13 protein-coding genes are annotated in these 23,610 nt (G+C 35.2%); 8 read left to right on the top strand and 5 right to left on the bottom strand.

The features are described from left to right. Nucleotides 1–71 precede the first annotated feature (71 nt). The 5 genes from J2W48_RS06565 (at nt 72) to J2W48_RS06545 (ending at nt 11,799) form a co-directional block, all read left to right on the top strand. Entirely contained in the window at nt 72–3,761 is a 3,690-nt protein-coding gene (locus tag J2W48_RS06565; RefSeq protein WP_310279607.1) for a two-component regulator propeller domain-containing protein, read from the top strand. Between the two features lie 176 nt (nt 3,762–3,937). After that, a complete protein-coding gene (locus J2W48_RS06560) occupies nt 3,938–6,904 on the top strand; it encodes a SusC/RagA family TonB-linked outer membrane protein (RefSeq protein ID WP_310279605.1) in 2,967 nt (988 codons plus the stop codon). A 16-nt stretch (nt 6,905–6,920) separates the two neighbouring features. Continuing rightward, nucleotides 6,921–8,663 carry a RagB/SusD family nutrient uptake outer membrane protein gene (locus J2W48_RS06555; RefSeq protein WP_310279603.1) on the top strand — a complete coding sequence of 581 codons (1,743 nt, stop codon included), beginning with the start codon at nt 6,921–6,923 and terminating at the stop codon, nt 8,661–8,663. Nucleotides 8,664–8,881: 218 nt separating this feature from the next. Continuing rightward, nucleotides 8,882–9,724, top strand: coding sequence for a metallophosphoesterase (locus J2W48_RS06550; RefSeq protein ID WP_310279601.1), 843 nt, complete (start codon nt 8,882–8,884; stop codon nt 9,722–9,724). A 248-nt stretch (nt 9,725–9,972) separates the two neighbouring features. Continuing rightward, a complete protein-coding gene (locus J2W48_RS06545) occupies nt 9,973–11,799 on the top strand; it encodes an alkaline phosphatase (protein ID WP_310279599.1) in 1,827 nt (608 codons plus the stop codon). 401 nt (nt 11,800–12,200) lie between these two features. Here J2W48_RS06545 and katG read toward each other — a convergent pair whose 3' ends face one another. After that, nucleotides 12,201–14,477 carry a catalase/peroxidase HPI gene (katG, locus tag J2W48_RS06540; protein ID WP_310279597.1) on the bottom strand — a complete coding sequence of 759 codons (2,277 nt, stop codon included), beginning with the start codon at nt 14,475–14,477 and terminating at the stop codon, nt 12,201–12,203. A gap of 631 nt (nt 14,478–15,108) precedes the next feature. Continuing rightward, nucleotides 15,109–16,050, bottom strand: a complete 942-nt coding sequence (locus J2W48_RS06535) for a LysR substrate-binding domain-containing protein (protein ID WP_310279595.1) — start codon at nt 16,048–16,050, stop codon at nt 15,109–15,111. Between the two features lie 92 nt (nt 16,051–16,142). On the opposite strand from J2W48_RS06535, the gene J2W48_RS06530 reads away from it, so the two are divergent. From J2W48_RS06530 to J2W48_RS06520, 3 genes are all read left to right on the top strand, one after another. Continuing rightward, nucleotides 16,143–17,666 (top strand): catalase, encoded by a 1,524-nt coding sequence (locus tag J2W48_RS06530; RefSeq protein WP_409025166.1) that lies wholly within the window; start codon nt 16,143–16,145, stop codon nt 17,664–17,666. 17 nt (nt 17,667–17,683) lie between these two features. Further along, nucleotides 17,684–18,205, top strand: a complete 522-nt coding sequence (locus J2W48_RS06525) for an ankyrin repeat domain-containing protein (protein ID WP_310279594.1) — start codon at nt 17,684–17,686, stop codon at nt 18,203–18,205. A 571-nt stretch (nt 18,206–18,776) separates the two neighbouring features. Next, on the top strand, nt 18,777–19,730 hold the full coding sequence (locus J2W48_RS06520; RefSeq protein ID WP_310279592.1) for a hypothetical protein: 954 nt from the start codon (nt 18,777–18,779) through the stop codon (nt 19,728–19,730). 172 nt (nt 19,731–19,902) lie between these two features. Here the strand turns inward: J2W48_RS06520 and J2W48_RS06515 are convergent, their stop codons facing one another. The 3 genes from J2W48_RS06515 to J2W48_RS06505 are packed head-to-tail and all read right to left on the bottom strand — an operon-like array spanning nt 19,903 to nt 23,602. After that, entirely contained in the window at nt 19,903–21,234 is a 1,332-nt protein-coding gene (locus tag J2W48_RS06515; protein WP_310279590.1) for a DUF4302 domain-containing protein, read from the bottom strand. An 18-nt stretch (nt 21,235–21,252) separates the two neighbouring features. Next, nucleotides 21,253–22,110, bottom strand: coding sequence for a zinc-binding metallopeptidase (locus J2W48_RS06510; protein WP_310279588.1), 858 nt, complete (start codon nt 22,108–22,110; stop codon nt 21,253–21,255). A 13-nt stretch (nt 22,111–22,123) separates the two neighbouring features. Continuing rightward, nucleotides 22,124–23,602, bottom strand: coding sequence for a RagB/SusD family nutrient uptake outer membrane protein (locus J2W48_RS06505; protein WP_310279586.1), 1,479 nt, complete (start codon nt 23,600–23,602; stop codon nt 22,124–22,126). Nucleotides 23,603–23,610 lie beyond the last annotated feature (8 nt).

Raw genomic sequence — 23,610 nt, 5'->3', positions numbered from 1 at the left:
TTTAAACTTAACACACAATTTATGTTTAAGTAAACTTGTGATTGTATCCTTGTGAGTTAAAAAACAAGCAAATGTTTAGAGGGTTATTTGTAGTATGGTTTATTACAGCACAGTCGTTTGGACAACAAATAAAGTTCGAGAATTTCACCACAAATCAGGGATTATCGAATAATTCTGTTATTGATATTGAAAATGACAAAGACGGGGGGCTCTGGATTGCGACTTGGGATGGATTGAATTATTATGATGGCTGCAATTTTAAAATTTTCAAACATAATTTTAATAATCCTAAAACAATTTCCAGTAACTATATCACCAAACTAACGAAGGATAAGGCTGGCTTTATCTGGCTTATTACTAAAGAAGGTGATGTAAACAGATATATTGGAAATGGTGAATTTGTAAAATATAAGTTCAAAGGCATTCCAAAAAACATACAGCTTTCTCAAAAAGGAAATAGTATAGTACAAACTAATACTGCTTACTATGAATTTAAAAAAGGAGCTTTTACTGCGATACCTTATAATTCCATAAAAAATATAGATGCTCACAGTCTAAAAAGTATTTTGTTAAAAAAATATCCTACACTTATTATCAATGACGTTTTAAAAGATAAATCAGGAAATATTTGGTATGCTACCCGACAAAACGGACTGTATATCATTGCTAATGATGCTAATAAAAATATTAAACATTTTACTGCTGATTTATATTTGCCCTACTCATTTAACAGTAACGAGATAGAAACGCTGCACGAAGATGCTTTTGGGAACATTTGGTTAGGGCAAAAAGATGGCGGTTTGAGTATGGCTTATGCAGGCTCAGAAAGAATTAACACAATAGTACCCCATCCTGTAAAACAGCCTGATTTACCAACGGAAACTATAAGAGCCATTACTAAAGATATAAATGGAAAAACCTGGTTGGGTTATTATGCAAATGGACTTTATTATTACAATGAAAAAAGGCTTTCTTACGAAAAATATGTAATTACAGAAGCGGTTTCAAATCCGGATTGGGAAAGAGTTAGAAGTTTATTTACAGCGAGTGACGGTACAGTCTGGGCAGGAACTTATAAAGGAATTATACGTATTTCCGGTACTAAATACACTTGTTATGAAGCTAAAAACATCGAAGAACTGCCCAATAACAGGTCGTATTCTATTTATGAGGATGAAAAAAAACAGCTTTGGATAGGGTGCTGGGGAGGTGTGGCTAAATTTAATTTGGGAACCGGAAAATTTGAGAGCTTTAAAGGGCAAAAAGCGCTGGATAAATACCATATCAGGTGTGTCAAAAAAAACAAACAGAATTTAATTTTAGCCACCGAAAATAATGGTGTCATCGTCCTGAATTTAGATACAGGGAAGATAGACCAAATTTCAACCCGGCAAGATATTTTAGGCAACAGTATTTATTCTGTCCTGATAGACCAGACTACTGATAATTATTGGATTGCTTCCTTAGGCGGTGTCAGTATTTTTAATAAAGAAAAGGGTCTGATTAAGAATATTACTGAGGCGGATGGTCTTGCAAGTCACATGGTGCATGGCCTGATCGATAACGGAGATAAGGTTTGGATTAGCACCACTAAGGGAATTGCGTCTATTGCTAAAAATAATTTTAAAATCACATCTTATAACCCAAATCATGGATGGCAGGCAGCGGAATTTTCAGAAGGAGCCTATTATCAGGATTCAAAAGGCAATTTATTTTTTGGTGGTGTAAACGGACTTAATTATTTCAATCCTCATACAATTCATTCGGCTGATTTCAATGCAAAAATCAAATTGAGAGTAGATGGAAATGAAAATTATTTATCTGAAATCGAAAAGAGCTTTAGTAATAATGAATTAGAAATTGAAATAACACCAATTGTTTTTCCTAAAGAAAATAAAGCTGCCATTTATTATAAATTAGACGGAAGGGATAAAAACTGGACTTTATTACAAGGTTCTCAAAAAATAGAATATACCAGTTTATCTTCCGGAGATTACCATTTTTTGATAAAGCAAGGAGAAAAAGGTGTTGTTCAACCAGTATTTTTTACCCTTCATATCAGTAAAGCATTTTATGAAACCATTCTGTTTTATATTTTATTATCGGGTTGTATACTAATTAGTTGTCTCCTGCTCATTTATTTTAAAGATAAAACTGCTGCGGCACAACAAAAGTACCTGGTGGCAAAAATAAGGGCGCGTACCGCAGTTATTGAAAACCAGAAAAAAGATTTACAGGCAATTAATAAAAAACTGGATGAAAAGAACAAAAAAATATCTGAGCAGAAAGAAAAGCTCTTAAGGCTGCACAGCAATCTTAAAAACGAAAATTTTGAAATAGAGAAATTTAAAACCTTTATGCTGGCAGAATTTCAGGATCCAATAGCGAAGATAATTAAGATCTCAGGTACGCAAAAAAAAGACAGCGAAGCACAACGTGATTTACTTTTACAATCAGGTAAACTGGCTGACCTGATTTCGGGATGGAATTATTTGAGTTATGTTAAGGACATTGGTCCCATAAAGAAATCAGCAATTAATTTGTTCCCAGTTTTAAAGAACAGTATTGAGAAACTAAAAAAAGAGCTGCAGCGTAATCAGGTTAACTTAAATTGTGAAATAGATAATAGGGCTTATTTTGTTGCCATAGATGTATTACGATTAAAGCTATTATTGCAGTATTTTTTTAATGATATCAGTAAATATTCTGAAACAGGCTGTACTTTAAATATTGAAATTGGGTATGAAAATAACTTTTTAAAAGTTACCGTAGTTTCTGATAGTATAATCTTAAAAAATAATTGGTACAATATTTTGCATTATAGTCCTTATTTTAAAGCTTTACATCTATTATTGGAAGATTTGAACGGTGAGTTTTTCGATAATTCAGAAGAGCAATTTAAAAGTACTTTACAAATTCCATTAGAATTTGCCACCGAAAATTTTAAAATTAAAGAAACAATTTCCTGGAAACATTTCAACGAACCAGAGCCCTCTGCAGATAAAGAATTGTTTTTAGTTTTCAGTGACCAATCTGATTATACGGCAGCAAATCAGGTTTTGGAGAGTCGTAATTATCATTTGCTTTTTGAAGATTCAGTAGCTAATTTAAACTCTGCTGTAAAACAAATACACTTTTCTGCTTTGGTATTTTACCAGGCCACATTCTCAAAAGAGCTGGTTCATTTTTTAGAGTCCAATAAAAAAATGTCAGGTCTTAAAATGCCCATGATTTATATATCAGAAGATATAAACTATGAACTGCATGAACAATTATTAGAGCTAGGCATCGATACGCTCATTCAGTTACCTGCCAGCGCCTCATTTATCATCAAAAAGATCACTTCTTTAATTGATAAAAACAAAGAGGCACAGCAGGAAAATAAAATGCAGCAAAAAATATTTGAAATTTTAACCGAAGATGATCCCCTGACAACTAACAATGATAAGCTGGTAAAAAAAGCATTAGAACTAATAAAAACAGAGTTGCAGGATCCTTCTTTTAATGTAGAAACACTTGTAGAAAATTTAGGGATTTCGAGAGTAAAATGTTATCGCATATTTAAAGAAGCATTGAATCAATCCCCTTCTGATGTGATTACCTCTTTTAGATTACAAAAAGCAGAAATACTATTAAAAACCAAAAAATTAAATATTTCTGAGATCAGTTTTGAGTGTGGCTATAACGATCCGAAGTATTTTGGACGTTCTTTCAAAAAATATTTCGGAAAAAGTCCTAAAGAGTACAAAGTATTGTCTTAGAAGTTCTGTTAGCTCTGTGTTTACACAAAGTTACTTCAATGTTAGCGAACAAAACAACCCTTTTTTGCCGTTAATTTTATCCCAATTTGAATCTAAAATCCTCTTTTATGAATCAAAATTACCCCATTTAGCAAGTCGCATAAAATACTTTTGGCAAAACAAAAAAGAGTATTTAAATGAAAAAATTTTATGTGATTTTAATTCTTGCCTTAGGATGTATGTCATCTTATGCGCAGGTAACAGTATCAGGAGTAGTGTTTTCTGATGTAGAAAAAATACCCGTACCAGGAGTCTCTGTCTATATTAAAGGAGAGCCAAAAGGAGCTGTTACAACAGATTTTGATGGGAATTTTAAAATTAAGGCATCAACAAATGAAGGTGTTTTAGTTTTTTCGTATGTAGGATTTCAAACAAAAGAAGCTCCGTTTTCAGGGAGTCAAAAATTGACTGTTTCTTTAACTGAAGAGATTAGTACTTTAAATGAGGTAGTAGTCGTAGGTTATGGTTCTCAAAAAAGATCAGATGTAACCGGTGCAATCTCTTCTGTAAAAAGTGAAGATTTTAATAAAGGAGTGGTAGCAAATGCCGGACAGCTTATTCAGGGTAAAGTTGCCGGAGTTAACGTAACTGCCGCAAGTGGTGAACCGGGTGCCGCACAAGATATCATTATTCGTGGAGCCGGAAGTTTGCGTTCTGGGACAACACCTCTTTATGTAGTGGATGGATTTGCTTTAGACAATTCTGGCACTGGTGTTGCTTCAAACCCGTTGAATTTTATCAATCCACAGGATATTGAAAGTATTGATGTACTTAAGGATGCATCTGCTTCTGCAATTTACGGTTCAAGAGCTGCTAATGGAGTAATTGTAATTACCACTAAAAAAGGATCAAAAGGCAGAACGCAAATAAACCTTTCAATGACTACCGGATTTTCAACATTAGCTAATAAAGTCGATGTTTTTAGTGCAGATGAATTTAGAAAACAAGTTGTTGCTGTAAATGGGACTTTGCAAGATGGCGGAGCAAATACGGACTGGCAGGATCAATTAACAAGAACCGGTGTTTCTCAAAATGTTAATTTATCAATGAGTGGAGGAACAGATAAATCAACGTATGCAGCATCTTTAGGGGTAGATAATCAGGAAGGTGTATTAAGAAATAGTGATTTAAAACGCTACTCAGGACGTTTGAATTTAAACCAAAAAGCATTTGACGATAAGTTTAATATTGCTTTTAACCTGACTGGAACAAAACTTGACAATGCAAGACCCGATTCGAGAACTATAGTAGGCAATATGCTGACAATGAACCCTACTGATGCGGTTTATATTAATGGAGAACCTAATGCTAATTTAAGTAATGATGCTGTAAATCCTTTAATTAATGAAAGAATTTATTCTGATGAAACGAACAACAGTCGTATTTTAGCGAATATTGCCCCATCTTATGAGTTTATAAAAGGATTAACCTATAAATTTAATCTTGGCGTTGATTACTCAATGACTGAAAGAGACATACAAGTTTTGCCATACAGAACGGCTACTAACACAACTTTAGGGTCTTTAAACAATATTATTACTACCAATAATAATGTTTTATATGAAAATACACTTACGTATAATTTTAATAAAGGGGCTCATAATTTTACCGTTTTAGCCGGTCAGTCTTACCAGAAAATTCAAGTTTATCAAAAGAATTATAATTTGTCTGGATTCCCGGATAATGGAATTGAACCTAAAAATCAAATAGGAACAGCAAGCGAGCGCACAACTCAGTTTTCGTCTGCAGTAGAAAATGAACTTCAGTCTTTCTTTGGAAGATTAAATTATGGATACGATAATAAATATTTACTTACAGCAACTATACGTGCTGATGGTTCTTCCAAATTTGGTGAAAATAACAGATACGGCTACTTTCCATCTGTTGCATTGGGATGGAATATTACCAAAGAAGATTTTTTAAAAGAATCTGAAGTTTTTAACAATCTTAAGCTAAGAGCAAGCTGGGGACAGACTGGGTCCCAAGAGATTCCTGCTAAAATTACCAAAGCAAGTTATAAAGAAAGTAACGGCGGATATGATACTTATCCATTAGATCCGTCAGCTATAGATTTAGGCGGGTATCCGTATGGTACAATCTATTCACGTTTGGCTAGTCCGGATATTCAATGGGAGGTTTCAACACAGACAAATATAGGTTTAGATTTTAGTTTATTTAATAATAGAATATCAGGTACTGTTGATTATTTTAACAAAGTTTCAAGTAAAATGTTACTGCAAATAGCACCTACAGACCCTATTCAGCCTGTGCCGTTGTATTATACAAATATTCCTGAAATGGAGATAAAAAATAACGGTATTGAGGTAGCTTTAGATTATAGCAGCGACAAAAGCCGTGATTTCTCTTATAGCATTGGCGGAAATATATCTTTTACAAATAATGAAGTAGTAAAATCACCATATACAATATTGACAACCGGTGCAGCGCAGGGTGGCGGACAATCCGGAGCAACAATTAATGGAATTATTAACGGGCAGCCTATGGGTTCTTTTTATATGCTTGACTTCATAGGAATTGGTGCTGATGGTTTAAACCAATTTGCAGATACAAATCAAGATGGTCAGATTCTTGACAATGACCGTATCATTGCAGGCAGTGCATTACCGGATTATATATATGCCTTTTATCTGAATTTGAAATATAAGAATTTTGACCTGGGGGCTAATTTTAATGGTGCCGGAGGAAATAAAATCTACAACCACGTTGCAATGTCTTCATTCAACAGAGGAAGTCTGGCAAATTCATTTAACACCACTGACAGAGCTTCAGAATATTTAAACGAAGCAGCTACAAATTCAAACACCGTTTCTACCAGGTATTTAGAAGACGGCAGTTTCTTAAGATTAAATAATGCAACCCTTGGATATAATCTAAGCCCAAAAATGATTGGACTTGATAATATAATGGATAATTTACGTCTAACGATTACAGGACAAAACTTATTTGTGATCACTAAATACAGTGGTTATGATCCTGAAATAAATACAGGAACTTCAGTTGGCGAAGTTCAGGCTTTTGGAATTGATTATTTCAGTTATCCAAAAAGCAGAACCGTTTTATTTGGTTTAAACGTTGCATTTTAATAAAAAACAATATAACATGAAAAATAAAATAATACTAGGAGCTCTCGCATTCAGTTTGCTATTTAATTGGAGTTGTACCGACCTGGAAGAAAAAATATTAGATGAATCCTTAACTGGAATAGGACAGGCAGATGCGATTAACGGAGCAATTGCTCCAGCATATGGTCAGTTAAAAGCAACATGGATTCATACTAACAATTTTGGTCTGCAGTTAATTGCCAGCGATGAAGGTATTTTGCCTTACAGAGGAGGAACTGACTGGTATGACGGAGGTAAATATTTAGCAGTTCATGCACATACCATTACACCTACAAATGATTTGGTTACAACTACCTGGAATGAAGTGACTATAAATCTTTCCAGAACATTAACTGCTATTGGAGTGTTAACCCCTCTGGCTGAAGGCGGAAATACTGAAGCGCAGGGAGCACTTTACGAAATGAAAGCCCTTAGAGCTTATTTGCATATGATGACATTAGACAGCTGGGGAATTGTGTTTAAAAAAGAATCATCGAAGATAGACTCGGAAATAATTCGCGGACAAGAGGCTGTTTCTTACATCGAAAGTGAGTTATTGTCTGTAGCTGATGTAATTAATACAAACAAAGGACCGGGTAGAATGACGCAGGCTGCAGTCTGGGGACTTCTTTCAAGATTGTATCTAAATGCTGCCGTTTATCGTGATCCTTATGGCACACCTCAATTTGCTACTGCTGATATGGATAAGGTCATTAAGTATGCTGACAACATTATAAACTCAGGCAAATTCAGCTTATCTCCTGAATATTTTGATTTATTTGATGATAACAATAACTCCAATAAAGAATTAATTTTTGCATTGGATCAACGAGGTGTTTTAAAAGATGAACATAACCGTTGGGCCTATTGGTCAATTCCGGGATCCATGTTTCCAAGACCGGAATCAATCAATGCAGATGGCACTGATGGCCCAGCCATTACATCCGATTTTTATCAGACGTGGGTAGATGCTTATGGTAGTGTAGATCCTGCGGATGCTGATTCCAGATTTTACAAAGATAATGCTAAGGTTCCTGCACATTTGAAAGATTTGACAGGATTGTCACCGCTAAATGATCAGGATCATTACTATTGCGTAAAAGCAGAGGAATTTGAAATTGACAGAGGAATTATGAGAGGTATTCCATGGGCCGCCAGAAAAGATGCTAATGGAGCTTTCTTTAAATGTGATGGTGGTTACAGAATCTATCCTGTTAAGCAGATAAAAGGAAATGGAGTGGATAAAAATGTAGACTATGTAAATCTTACTCTAAAAGTAGATTTTACCAACGAAGGCAGTTTCCATAAATCTGGATATAGAGTGTCTAAATACCAGTTCAGTCATACTTCTCCAGACGGAAATTATTACAGTAGTGTAGATATGGTATTGCTTAGATATGCTGAAATTTTTATGATGCGTGCTGAAGCTAAACTAAGAAAAGGGGATAATACAGGTGCCTTAGCCGATATGAATACAGTAAGAACTTCGAGAACCGCCCGTACTCCAATTCCTGCTGCGCTTCCTACTATAAATCTAGATATTTTATACAGAGAATATGGGTTTGAATTTTACTGGGAAGGTTTAAGAAGAACCAATCAAATTCGTTTTGGACATTATGAAGATGCCTGGACAGCAAAATCAGATACGGATGTAGACCACAGGCTTTTTCCGATTCCTCAAAAAGCAATCGATGGCGCATCTAATACTCCCGGATATCTGGTACAAAATCAAGGATATTAAATTCAGGTAAATTATATATTTAATTTGAAGGCTATTAGTTTTCTTTTAATAAGACACTAATCAGCCTTCCTATTTTTAATTGCAAAAAAATGAAAACACAAGTGCTGCAAAAAATGATATTAAAGGTATTTATTTTCACAATCCCGATCCATTTCGCTCTTGGTCAAACTAAAGATACTGCTGTCAAAAAACACCCCAACGCGCTAAATTTTATCGTAATGGGAGATTGGGGCAGATTTGGAGAAGATCACCAAATTCCTGTAGCCAGGCAAATGGGACTTACCGCAACGGCTATTAATCGGGATTTTATAATTTCTACCGGTGATAACTTCTATCCGGTAGGCGTAGCAAGTGAATATGACCCGCAGTGGAAATCTTCTTTTGAGGATATTTATACTGATTTTTCACTCCACTGGAACTGGTATCCAATTTTAGGGAACCATGATTATGCCGGTAATCCGGATGCACAGCTTGCCTATTCAAAAATAAGCCGCCGCTGGAATATGCCTGCCCGATATTACAGCAAGACATTTAATATAAACGGAGATGCAAACCAACAGGTATTAATCGCTTTTATAGATACCAATCCGCTAATTCCTGAATTTTATAAAAATGATGTGTATAGCAAAAATGTCATCTCACAGGATACCACGGCACAAAAAAAATGGCTTGTTAAAACCTTGTCAGATGCGCCTAAAAGCGTGAAGTGGAAACTGGTCGTGGGGCACCACCCTCTGTTTACGGCAACTTTAAAAAGAAGAGAAAGTTATGATACCAAAGCAGTACGAAAATCATTAAAATCACTTTTTGATAAATATGAAGTAGATGCTTACATCGCCGGACATGATCATGATTTACAGCATTTACTGCCAGAAGGAAAAACACATTATTTTGTTTCTGGATCAGCTTCTGAAGCTACCGCAATTGACACTTTACCTTTTAGCAAACTGGCTTCGTCAGAATATGGCTTCATGGTGTTTTCAGTTTTAGCCAATACATTGTATGTACAAGCTGTTAATGAAAAAGGAGAAGTCATCTACAGTACTGAAATAAAAAAATAAAATGCATCCAAGAGAATCTGTTCGCGTTTATTGACTCAATTCTTTTATTAATAATCCATAAAAAATGCCAGCCGTAAGTCAGATTAATGAAAGATGCTGGTATTCATTTGTTTTGTGTTGTTTGTTAGTTTTTTACGCTGCAGGCTTATTTGTAGCTTGCAGTTGTAAAAAGAGATATCCCAATAGTAATAAATAAAATTCTTTGCTAAGTTACCTACGGCTTGCAAATGAATAAATTTCCATTTTCGATGAAAAAAATAATATCCCTTTTTTGCCTCCAATTTTTCCTGTTTGCACAAGCACAGGAATACAGTTCTTCAAATATTCATTCCCATAATGATTATGCCGGTACGCTTCCTTTTTATGGAGCCTATTCTAATGAGGCCGGCGTTATCGAAGCTGATGTTTTTTTAGTAAACAATGAGTTGTTTGTGGCGCATACTTCAACAGAAATTGCACAGCACAACACGCTTAAGAGCTTGTATCTTGATCCACTTTCTTCAAAACTCAAAAATTTAGGTGGTAAAGCATATCCAGGTGATAAACCTTTAATTTTAATGATTGATATCAAGTCGGATGCAGAATCAACTTTAAAACTAATTGTACAGCAATTACAAGCATTTCCACAAATCACTTCTAATAAAAATATTAAAGTTGTAATTTCAGGCAACAGGCCTTTGCCGGCACGTTGGGCGACATTTCCTGAATTCATTTATTTTGACGGAAGGCTTACTGAAAATTATTCGCCTGAACAGTTATCCCGGATTGAAATGATTAGTGCGGATTTAAAAGAACTTACCATATGGAATGGTAAAGGTGTTTTGACGCAAGCTGATTTAGAAAAAATTCAATCGACAATTAAAAAAGTACACGATCAACATAAAAAAATTAGATTCTGGGCTACACAGGATAATGTTAATACCTGGATGACATTGATGAATTTAAAAGTTGATTTTATTGGCACTGATAATGTACCAGCACTAACAGAATTCATTAAAAACATAAAAACAACATTCTATCAAAACACAGAATTTTATCCGGCATACGTTCCTAAAAATTCGGAGACTACCTTCAAGAAGAAGCGTCCGAAGAATATCATATTTCTTATTGGTGACGGAATGGGCTTAACCCAAATTTATGCAGGTTACACGGCCAACAAAGGACAATTAAACCTTTTTAATATTCCAACACAGGGACTTTCTATAACCAAATCTTCTGACAGCTATATTACTGATTCTGCTGCCGGAGCAACAGCTATGGCCACGGGGCATAAAACCAATAACCGATTTATTAGTGTCGATGAAAACGGAAAAACCTTAGAATTAATTACACAGCAGTTAGCAAAGAGAAATTTTAAAACAGCCATAATCTCTGCAGGAAATATTACTGATGCCACCCCCGCAGCCTTTTATGCGCATCAGCCTGAAAGAAGTTACAGCGAACCAATAGCTTATGATTTTTTAAGCAATCCGTCAGATATCTTAATCGGTGGCGGGATAAAAGAATTTAAAGAGAGAAAAGACGGAAAAGACTTGTCTCAATTGCTGATTGAAAAAGGATATTCTCTTTCGGATAAATTCAGCAGTCTGGATACCATTAAAAATTCTAAAATTGTAGTTTTAGATGACTCGGCAGTAGTTTCCATAAAAGACGGAAGAGGAGATTTTTTAGCCCAATCTTTAGCGAAAGCCACAAATACTTTTTCTAAAACAAAAAACCCTTTTTTTATTATGGCCGAAGGTGCACAGATTGATCATGGCGGACATAGAAATGATTTAGAATATGTGGTTCGCGAAATGCTTGATTTTGACAAATTGGTAGGACAGGCAATGGAATTTGTAGATAAAAATCCTGAAACACTTTTAATTGTAACAGCTGACCATGAAACAGGCGGATTATCATTAATTGATGGCAGTATAACCAAAGGATATGTACAGGGAAGTTTTAGTACTAACGACCATACAGCAGTTCCGGTTCCTGTTTTTGCTTATGGGCCAGGTGCTCATGATTTTACAGGAGTCTATCAAAACACAGAAATTTATACTAAAATAATAGAAGTTCTCTTTTCAAAATAATGATGTTTTGAATCATTAAAACCCACTTTCAATCTATGCTATTGATGAATTCGAACCGGTAAAACTCAATAAACATTAGGGGTTGTTAATCAAAAACATACAATATTTTTACCAGAAAAGCCTCTAAAATCAACAATTTTAGAGGCTTTTTCTTGTGAACTCCTTGTTACAAACAAAGGATAAACAATAAAATTCAATGGTAAAAAATACGAAACACTGCTTGTTTGACATCAAACAGTTAACGAAAACCGTAATAAAAATAACTCTATGGCAGATTAACCATTCTTAAACAGCAACCCAGCCATAGAGTATTGTATATATCAGCAAATTACTTGCAATTATAATTACCAACAAAAGCATAGAATTGATTAAAAATACTATACTATCACATAAATAAACAACTATGCCAAATCAAAACGATCAAGGTTCATTACTTTAGTCCAGGCTGCAACAAAATCGGTTACAAATTTCTCTTCTGCATCTGCACTACCATAGACTTCAACTATAGCCCTAAGTTCAGAATTAGAACCAAATACCAAATCCGCACGGGTACCAGTCCATTTGATCTCTCCCGTACTACGATCATGTCCATTATATTCTTCCTTATCTTCAGAAACAGTTTTCCAGGCTACATTCATATCAAGAAGATTTACAAAAAAATCATTGCTTAATACTTCAGGGCGATTTGTAAATACCCCTTTTCGTGAACCGTCAAAATTAGCGTCCAATACACGCATACCTCCTAAAAGGACTGTTAGTTCAGGTGCTGTAAGAGTTAATAATTGTGCTTTATCAATCAAAAGGGCCTCAGTAGCTACAGAATACTTGGCTTTTTTGTAATTTCTAAAACCATCTGCAATAGGCTCCAGGAATGAAAAAGATTCAATATCAGTTTTTTCCTGCAATGCATCTGTTCGACCCGGTGCAAAAGGAACTGTTATATCTATACCTCCGTCTTTTGCAGCTTTTTCAATTCCTGCTCCCCCAGCTAACACAATTATATCGGCAAGAGAAACTTTTTTATTGTCCGATTGTACTTTATTAAATTCATTTTGAATATTTTCAAACACTCCTAATACTTTTTGCAGCTGTGCAGGATTATTTGCCTCCCAGTCTTTTTGAGGAGCTAATCTGATACGGGCACCATTGGCACCGCCACGCTTATCAGAACCACGAAATGTAGAAGCTGATGCCCATGCTGTTGAGACAAGTTCAGAAACCTTTAATCCAGATGAAAGAATTTTTACTTTTAAAGATGCAACATCACTCTGATCTATTAGCTTATGATCTACTGCCGGAATTGGATCCTGCCAAAGCAGTTCTTCCGAAGGTACATCTGCTCCCAGATACAAGGCACGTGGTCCCATATCACGATGCGTCAATTTAAACCACGCTCTGGCAAATGCATCAGCAAACTGATCCGGGTTTTCAAGAAAACGACGTGATATTTTCTCGTATTCAGGATCTAATCTTAATGACAGATCAGTAGTAAGCATTGTTGGAAGATGTTTCTTTGTGGCATCAAAAGCATCCGGAATAATAGCTTCAGCATTTTTTGCTGTCCATTGATGTGCGCCTGCCGGGCTTTTAGAAAGTTCCCATTCAAAAGCGAAAAGATTTTCAAAAAAATTATTGCTCCATTGCGTAGGTGTTTTTGTCCAGATAACTTCAAGACCACTGGTAATAGTATCTGCGCCTTTTCCTGAACCAAATTTATTATGCCATCCGAAACCCTGCATTTCAAGACCTTCACCTTCAGGTTCTACACCAACATTGTCTGATGAAGCTGCACCGTGTGTTTTACCAAAAGTATGCCCACCTGCAATAAGTGCGACAGTTTCTTCATCATTCATTGCCATACGGCCAAAGGTGTCACGAATATCTTTAGCTGCAGCAATAGGGTCTGGATTACCGTCCGGCCCTTCGGGATTAACATAGATCAATCCCATCTGAACGGCAGCAAGTGGTTTTTCCAGATCACGTGTATGAATATCACCGTCTGCATTATCATCAGAGGAAACTACTGCATGTTTTGCTACACCTTCAGAACCTTGGGCATACCTGTCGTCTCCACCAAGCCATACTTTTTCTGATCCCCAATATATATCCTGTTCAGGCTCCCAGACATCTGCACGCCCTCCTGCAAATCCAAATGTTTTAAAACCCATAGATTCTAGCGCAACATTCCCGGTAAGTATCATTAAATCAGCCCATGAAATTTTTCTTCCATATTTTTGTTTGATGGGCCAAAGCAGCCTGCGGGCCTTATCAAGGCTAACATTGTCCGGCCAGCTGTTAAGGGGGGCAAAACGCTGTTGTCCTGCACCAGCTCCGCCACGTCCATCCCCCACGCGATACGTTCCGGCACTGTGCCACGCCATACGTATAAAAAGACCTCCATAGTGTCCAAAATCAGCCGGCCACCAGTCCTGTGAATCAGTCATAAGAGCATGGAGATCTTTTTTTACAAGTTCCAGATCTAAGCTTTTAAAGGCTTCGGCATAGTCAAAATTTTCCCCCATAGGATTTGATAAAGAGGAATGCTGACGAAGTATGCCTACCTTTAACTGGTTAGGCCACCAATCCTGATTTTTTGTTCCTGAATTTACTGCAGTAGCCTGCTTTTTACTTCCGTTATGGAATGGACATTTACTGATGTCATTAGAATTGTTTTCCATTTTTCTTTTGAATTTATTATTAATAACTAAATTTTTATAAAATATTTACAGCTTAAAATCAAAAATAATAGTACCTGATGAAGTACTTATCAGCATATAAAGAGCCAACATTATAGATTTGTAATCTACATAAAATAAAGTCATTACAAAAGTATCTATAACTGCATGTCAAAATCAAACTGATATTTTCTATGACCCTATAGTTAAAAGCTAACATCATGTATTTATGCCATTACAAAACGATTAAAAAACATATTATAATCATCCTGAAAAATGGATATGGTAATTTACGTTTTTTTTCTTACATACACTTATGGCAGCTTTAAGCTTTTCCAATTGTTCGTCAGTATGTAATAATTGCCAGGAAAGACAAAATGTAATTCCTTGTAATTAACTGAACCCCTATGCAATTTCAGTTCATAGATTTGGCAGACTGATAGTCTGCAAGATTGTAACAGTATTGATTAGCCACGAATTAGCACGAATTAATTTGTGAAAATTTGTGTAATTTGTGGCTAATAATTTTTTAGAAGCTAAAGCAAAATCCACTAAAACACATAGCTGTAAACCCTAGGCTGAGACCAATAAAAAAGCAAATATATTGTCCTGTTTAAACAATTATAAAAGTGTACTACTTTATTGGCAATACGCAGATATCTTTCTTGGTAAGAACCTTATCCGGAATATTATCGAGAATACATTTTTTTAAAGCCTTTATTAAATTCTTTTTTACATAATTACTGTAGCAGACCAGACCTATCTCGCGCACAGGATAGGGGGCTGAAAAGTTGTTTAGTTTCTTTTTTTGCTTATCATTAAGTGTAAGAAGTGAGAGTTCTGGCAATATTGTTGAACCCAAATTCAGGTCTACCATCTGCTTTAGGGTTTCGATACTGCCTGACTGATATTCGATTCTTAAATCTTTAGAATCCTTAACTCTTAATTCGCAGAGATTAAGAACCTGATCCCTTAGACAGTGTCCCTCTTCCAAAAGCAAAAGCTTATTAAAGTTAATATCCTCGGGAAGGATAAATTTCTTTTTTTTGTCACAATTTACATTGAGTTCACCATAATGAAAGAATTCCTCAAAAAAAAGTGTGTCTTCTATCAGTTCCTTATCCTGCAAAGGCAGTGCCAATATTGCCACATCAATAAATCCTTCTTTTAATTTTTGCTTTATTTTCTCTGTAGTCATTTCATTGATGATGACTTTAATATCCTTATAAGTATCTGTAAAATCAGATATAAAGAGAGGTAAAAGATAAGGTGCCAATGATGGAATAATCCCTATTCTGATGTCGCCTTTTATCTCGCCGCTGTCTTCTGTTACTATTTCTTTGATCCTGTTGGTTTCCCTAAGGGCAATTTTTGCCTGCGCCACTATTTTTTTCCCAACATCAGTTGGAACCACGGGATGTTTGCTTCTGTCAAATAAGATAACATTTAATTCCTCTTCCAGCTTTTTTATCATGCCACTCAATGTGGCCTGGGTAATATAGCATGCCTCAGACGCTTTTAAAAAATGGCGGTATTTATCCACTGCAACTATATATTCCAGCTGTTGTATATTCATACGGTTAGTTTTTACCTATATCGTGTTAGTTAATATCAGTTTGTATCTAGTAAAGCACAAATATATATTTGCCTTCTTAAATAAATAACATTATGAGATTTAAAAACATTATGGCTGTATTGCTGATAACTATGACAGCAGCTGCGCAACAAAAACAAATCACAACTAATACGGGAACACCTATTGGTGACAACCAAAACTCGAAAACCATAGGTCAGAATGGCCAGGTCCTTCTTGAAGACATACATCTCATTGAAAAACTAGCGGCATTTGACCGCGAGCGTATCCCTGAAAGGGTTGTCCATGCTCGTGGCACGGGTGCTTATGGCGAGTTTGTATCAACAGGGGATTTTACAAAATTCACCAAAGCTTCTGTGTTCCAAAGAGGAAAAACCACTCCGGTTTTTGTACGGTTCTCAACAGTAGTACATGGTAATGGCTCTCCGGAAACACTAAGAGATCCGAGGGGATTTGCTGTAAAATTCTATACCGATCAGGGAAATTATGACCTTGTTGGAAACAATCTTCCTGTATTTTTTATTCGAGATGTAATGAAATTCCCTGATATGGTGCATGCATTTAAGCCCTCACCAATAAATAATAAACAGGATGCAAACAGAGTTTTTGACTTTTTTAGCAATATTCCAGAGAGCACACATATGCTAACCCGAGTTTATTCGGACTATGGCATTCCCGCAAGTTACAGGGAAATGGATGGTTCAGGAGTACATGCCTATAAATGGATAAATGACTCTGGTGATGTTGTTTATGTAAAATATACATGGAAATCTCTTCAGGGAGTAAGAAATTTAACAGCGGCACAGGCAACTGAACTACAGGGAAAAGATTTCCAGCATGCTACTGTTGACTTATATGATAACATCAGAAAAGGTAATTTTCCTCAATGGGAACTTTATGTGCAAATCCTGAATGTTTCCGATTTTGACAAACTGGATATAAATCCTTTAGATCCTACAAAAATATGGCCGGCAGATAGTATTCCTTTACAACTGATAGGAAAGATGACCTTAAATAAAATACCGAATAATTTCTTTCAGGAAGTTGAACAGTCTGCATTTTCTCCCGGTACGCTTGTTCCTGGCATAGAACCATCAGAAGATAAATTACTGCAGGGTCGTTTGTTTTCTTATTTTGATACACAACGGTACAGAATTGGGGCTAATTTTCAACAATTGCCGGTCAATATGCCAAAAATAACCGTTACAACAAATAATCAGGATGGTGCTTTTGCGGCAAGAAAAACCAATGGAGATATAAATTACCAGCCAAGTGCCACACAGAATGGTTTCACAGACAATGCTGATTATAAATATTCGAAATCTGCTTTTGTCAATACAGCCACCGTACAGCAAAAAATAAGCAAACCAAATGATTTTAAGCAAGCTGGTGAATTTTATCGCACATTAAGCGAAAAAGAAAAACAAAATTTAATTCTCAACCTCAGCGGTGACCTCAAGAACGTAACAAATAAAGATGTGGTGCGAAAAATGATTGGTTATTTCTATCTGGCCGACAGCGATTACGGAAAGCGTTTGGCAAAAGAGCTTTCTATAACAAGAGAGGAAGTTGAAAAGATGTTTTCTCTAAGACAATAACTTATTTCCCTGAACCAATGATTAATAACAACCTTTTAATATCGCTGCTATTTCTACTGCTCTCGCATCTGGTTTCAGCTCAGGAAAGTATTTTTTCAGCCGCACGCACTAACAATGTAGTACAGCTAAATAAGATTCTGGTTGAAACCAACCAGGTAGATACAAAAGATGAACGTGGCAGTACTGCCCTGATAATAGCATGTTACAATGATAATTATGAAGCCGCATTATTATTGCTAAAACATAATGCAAATCCAGATGTAAGGGATAAAATGGGTAATACCGCTCTTATGGGTGCCAGTTTTAAAAAACTCGACAGGATTGCGCAACTATTACTGGATAATAATACTAATATTGACCAAATTAATTTTAATGGTGCAACTGCATTAATTTTTGCAGCAACCTTCGGTGCAGATAACATTGTAAAGATTTTATGCGAGAAAGGAGCTGATAACACCCTAAGGGATATGTATAATAAAACTGCCCTTGACTATGCCCTCATTCAGGAAAATGAAACTATTGTGAGATTGTTAAAATAAAACGGGACTTCTGCTTAAGAGGCTGTTCAAAAAAATCCAAAGTACCTGTCTGAGGATCGCATATTTGCAAAAATTGTCCGATTAGGTACCCGAATTAAAAAGAGACTGTCTATACTTTTTAGACAGTCTCTTTTGTTTAACTGCGTTGCAAACGCTACGTTTTGTCTTTTAAATTTAAGTAGGTACTACTCATCACAGTGGAGCGGGCGTATAAATAGATTTTAAGAAACACTTTGGTATTTAAAAAAAACTAGGGCGCCCTTCAGTTTTAATAGCCTGAACCGAAGAACCCCAGAGATTCCAATGAAACGACCTCTACAAAAGCTCAATAAAACGAATGGGATTGTCTATTGAAATAGTATCTTACAAATTCGAAAAAAACATTTGATTACGCGGAATTCCTGTGATATGTTGTACTATTAAATATACACCTTATCTTACCTCAATATAATTATTTTGCTACATTTGAAAAGAAATAAACGACGGTTTTTCACAGACTGACGTTGGGAGAAATTGTAAAATACAATACTTGAAAAAATGAGATGAACCTAATAACACTAAATATTTAAAAATGAAAAATTCAATATTATTACTTATTTGTTTTTTTTTATCATTTTTATCTTTTTCACAAATAGGGATAAATAATGTCGACCCAAAAGCAACTCTTGATGTAACCGGCACACCAACTGTAATTACGGTTCCGGATGGAGTAATACCTCCTAGAATTACAAGAGCTGAACTTATTAATAAAACAGCCTATTCTACGGATCAACTTGGAGCTATACTGTTTGTAACAGATTTAAGTGGTACTGTAAATACTGCAACAGCAAATATTACAGAGGTAGGTTATTATTATTTTGATGGTTCAAATTGGCAAAAAATTGCAGGTCCGAAAATTGCGGAATATGGTCAAATAATCCAGGCTCTTTGGAGTTCTGATTTTAACGGTTATGTAAAATTAGATGGTAGGGCAAAAACAAGTTTAACTGCCAACCAACAAGCCCAAGCCACTGCTTTGGGTATTGGGGCTAATTTGCCACTGGCTGACAATACACCTGAATATCTATACGCTAAGTTATCTTCAACAATAGCTAATGTCGTTCAAACATTAACAAATTTTACGGCTGTTGCTGGAAACATGACGATAAACTCGGGCGTAGTTACACTAAAAGCCAATAAAATTTACGATGTTGAGTGCATTATAGGTGCAGTTGGAACTCCCGGATATTCAGCATATGCTTTTTATGAATTGCAAAATGCTACAACTGGCGTAATTTTACCGTCTGCAAATAGCGGTTTTTTTGGAGATTCCCGCACTATTAGTTATGGGGACATTGGGGATGTAGCCACGAAAGCCTTAATAAAACCAACAGTTGACACGGATATAAGAGTAACAATTACTTCCTGTTCGACATCTGGTAATATTGATTCAGTTAAATCTTTTTTAAAAATTGTACAAATTGACTCTTTCGGTCAAAGCATTGGCACTACAAGTACCAATACATTCATTTATTTAGGAAATTAATATAAAAAATAGTAAAAGTAAACATACTTTCAGTTTTATGAAAGTTTTGTCAAATATTGAAATTTAAAGCTATAGATTCTTTAGGATTTATAAAAATAAAAAAAGGCTGCCTAAAAAAACAGGCAACCTTTTCCCGGGATTTGGGGGCACTCGGGTATAAATAATTTAATTATTAAAAATAAGTTGTTAGTCTAAAATTACTTGATGCACTTGTAAAAGTATATATCGTGTTAGAGAAAGTAACTTTAAAGTTTTCACGTTTTACATACAAACCCTTAGGGTTTAGAAGTTCGGCATCAATTTTTGCTAATACAGCTGGTGTGCTACCTGATGCCCATCCAAGATCTTTAAGAATGATTGTTTTATTTTCAGCATCTTCTACAATTTGTACATCATGAAATTCACTTGCTTTGCCACCTTCAAAATAATATCCTATGTAACTCCCATAATCAGTAGTATTAAAATTAAGTTGAACTTCACTAAGAGTAACTCCAGATGGTAGTGTAGCATTTATTTCTGCTAATAAAGTTTTGGCGAATTGTGAATTTGTAGGGGCATTTGTTAAATACGGAGTCAAATAAGAAAAACCTGTTGCCGGATTTCCTTCTAAAAGAATTTTATAGTCATCAGTTAAAACCAAGGGGGTATTAGTATATTTAATAGAAGCTGTTACACCCCCTGTACCAGTGGCAATAAAATCTCCGGTTAAATCATCATAAGTAAATTCAGATAAACTTTGTGTACCCACTTTTACAGCAGGCTTAACGATAATACCAGTGGGTGTGTAGGCGATTGCCATTTTGTATGATACGTTTGTTCCTGGCTCAATAGAACTTGCCACTGCATAACGGGAAGGAGCTGTAAAAATAAAATCAAATTGACTGATTTTTGCCCCGTCATTTGTTTCTAATAATCTAAATAAGGGTCTTGTAGAAGCTCCTATTAGATTAGTAATCATTACTCTGTTTTTAGCTAAATCTGTCCAGTCTGAGGCAGTTGCTTTTACAAAACGGAGTTCTTCAAAACTTCGATTTGTCCTAAAAATGATTTGTCCGTTATCTTGTCCATAATACAAAAACTGAAAGTCACCTTTGTACCCCTTGCCTTTTAGCTCATTGGTTGGGTAATCATTTGAATCAGACAATAGGTGTATTTTATTTTTTGTTGTAAATAAAAGACTTACGGTATTGCTTATAGTAATACTATATTCACTAGAGTGTACAGCCGTATCATCATCGAAATCGGACGCCATATCAACTGTCCCATTTTTAAATTTAAATATGTGGGTGAATCCTCCCAGTTGTGTAGCGTCTGTAAAGTAGATTGCTTTCCAACCAAATTCAGAAGACTCAAGTATATCACTTAACTCCTTTTTCTGTGCATTTAATCGCTCTGTAGGTGTAGCGTTGAATGGAGAATCTAAGGTTTCCTTGTTATCACAAGAAACCAATTGGATTGCTACAACAGCAACCAAAAGATAATTAATTATAGGTTTTAATTTCATAGTATTTTTTTATATAAATTAATTTATAACAGCATTAGTGTTTTTTTCTGCTGCGTCTCTTAATTGATAAAAATCAATCCCAAAAGCAACTTTAAAATATTTCACAACTACAGCTTCCTTAGCTTTAATGTTTGCTACAGCATTTTTATTAGTTATACCCTCCAGAATTGCTTCATATTCCGCTTTAGAGTTTACTAATAACCATGATGCCATTTCAGCAAAATCTTCATTTATATTAGATTTTGCGTAAGAAGTTATGAATCCTTGTTCTAATGCATCTTTATCCGTTGTATTAAACCAGGCTGCACTATAACCGGATGGTGTAATCTTTGACCATGTTTTTTCATCAAATGGCTTATTCTGATTTAGAATATGAATGTATTCGTGTTGAATTGTATGTACAAAACGTTTCACATTTTCACGTTCATTTGTATTTAAATTATCTGTTTCAAATAAGGTTATCCTTTGTCCGGCTTCAGCTAAACCTAATGTAATAAGACCTGTTGAATTTAGATTAACTCCTCCTACAAGTACAAACTCTCTGGGAGCAATTTTTTTTACAAAATCAGGCCCGGCAATTTCTTTATAGGTATCCAGCCATATTTTTTGTACAACTTCGAGAGCTGGTTGTACATTTGATTGCAACGGAGGAAATAAATATCGATTGTTATCTACCACATTTCGATTCCATTTATATTGGATGTTGATGTTATATGGATTTAAATAATTAGTGTCAATCCAATTATCCAAAGCCGTTTTTGATGGAGCAGACACGTCAAGAATACTTTCTTTAAGTGAATCATCACTTGAACAGCCTCCCAGAAATAAAACTAAGGAGAGTACGACTGCTTTTTTATATAGATTTAATGTTTTCATTTTGTTTTAGGTATTAACGTGGATTTTTCTCTATTCCGGTGCTTGTTACATATAGTGGTAATTGAATCGCTTTGCGAAGATCCTCTTTTGTTAAAACATTATCCGGTTGGTTATATCTTTTATGCGTAACCTTTAAAGCAAAACGCTTGATATCAAACCATCTTAACCCTTCGTGAATAAATTCGATTCTTCTTAACTCTGCAACTGCTTTAATATAAGAGGTTTGAACAGGGGTTAAACTATAAAAAGGGGTGTATTCATCATCAATCACCGGGTATTTAGCAACTATTTTTGCCTCAGTAACTTTATCTGTGGCTGCTGAGTAATCTTTTGTACGTGTAGACAGAAAATACGCTATCTCAGTGTTTGCTAAACTCAATTCGTTTTTCATGATATGAGCTTCTATTTTATTTAAAAATAATTCTTCATTACTAAACAGCACATTTGCTACATGAGCCTGACCCGTGCCTGCATTGACATTAGTAACTTTAAAATATTCTACAAATTTTGCTAAAATTATACTTGAACCATTTTGAGAATAAGTACTGTAAATCCAATCCTTATTAAACAAATTTGTAGTTTTTCCAAAAACTTTATCGCTATCAGCACTTGTTAAACTGAATCTATTAAGACCAATAGTTCTATTATAACGAGATACAGTTGTGGCAACTAGCAAATTTGTGCTTTCTGAAGTTTCTGAATAAATATTAAATTGAGTTGAAGTATCTAAATTATTGTAATCGAAATAGTTTCTTAACTTGCCTATTGGCTCACTGCTTAAATCATTTGTATATTGAAGAGCTTTATCCCAATCTCCCTTAATGAGATAGAAACGACTTGCAAAAGCGTTTGCTGCAGCTTTATTAAAGTGCAATTTTGGCTGGACGTAATCATCTCCAACATTTTTCAGCCCCTCTTCTATATCTTTTTCAAGATAAGCAAAAACTTCAGCTACCGTATTTCTACTGTATTTTTTCAGTAGTTCAGTTTCTGGTTCCAGAACATAAGGAATACCTAAATCTGTAGCAGCTGTAGCAGGGTTATATCTTTGTGAAAAAATAGAAACAAGCATAAAATGTGAGTAAGCTCTTGCTAATAAAGCCTCTCCCTTTTGTGGATTTAAACTAGCAGGATTCCCTAATTTAGCAATAGCATCAAGTGCCTGATTGGCATGAGCAATTGCTTTATAACATGCGTCCCAATAAAATGATGGCGAGTCTTGCTCTATGTCATCTTGCATTTCCCAATTATAATTCTGACTGTTTTTTATTGTTGTTGCCAGGAGATTCTGACTGTCATGTACATTATCAGTCATGGTTTCTGTCATTTCCATATAGCTTGCTAAAGGATACGCATTAACTAATATTTCTGATATTTTTTCGGGTGTATCTAATTGTGTTCTATTATCTGGAATTTCAGAAAGAAAATCATCACAACTAATACTGAGCCCTAGTAGTACTAAAAGCGAAAGGATTATTTTTATTTTTCTCATGTCTTTAA

Source organism: Flavobacterium piscis, from assembly GCF_031457575.1.
Classification (GTDB): Bacteria; Bacteroidota; Bacteroidia; order Flavobacteriales; family Flavobacteriaceae; genus Flavobacterium; species Flavobacterium piscis_A.
The sequence above is the reverse complement of the archived record's forward strand: the minus strand, read 5'-3'. Positions and strand labels throughout refer to the sequence as shown.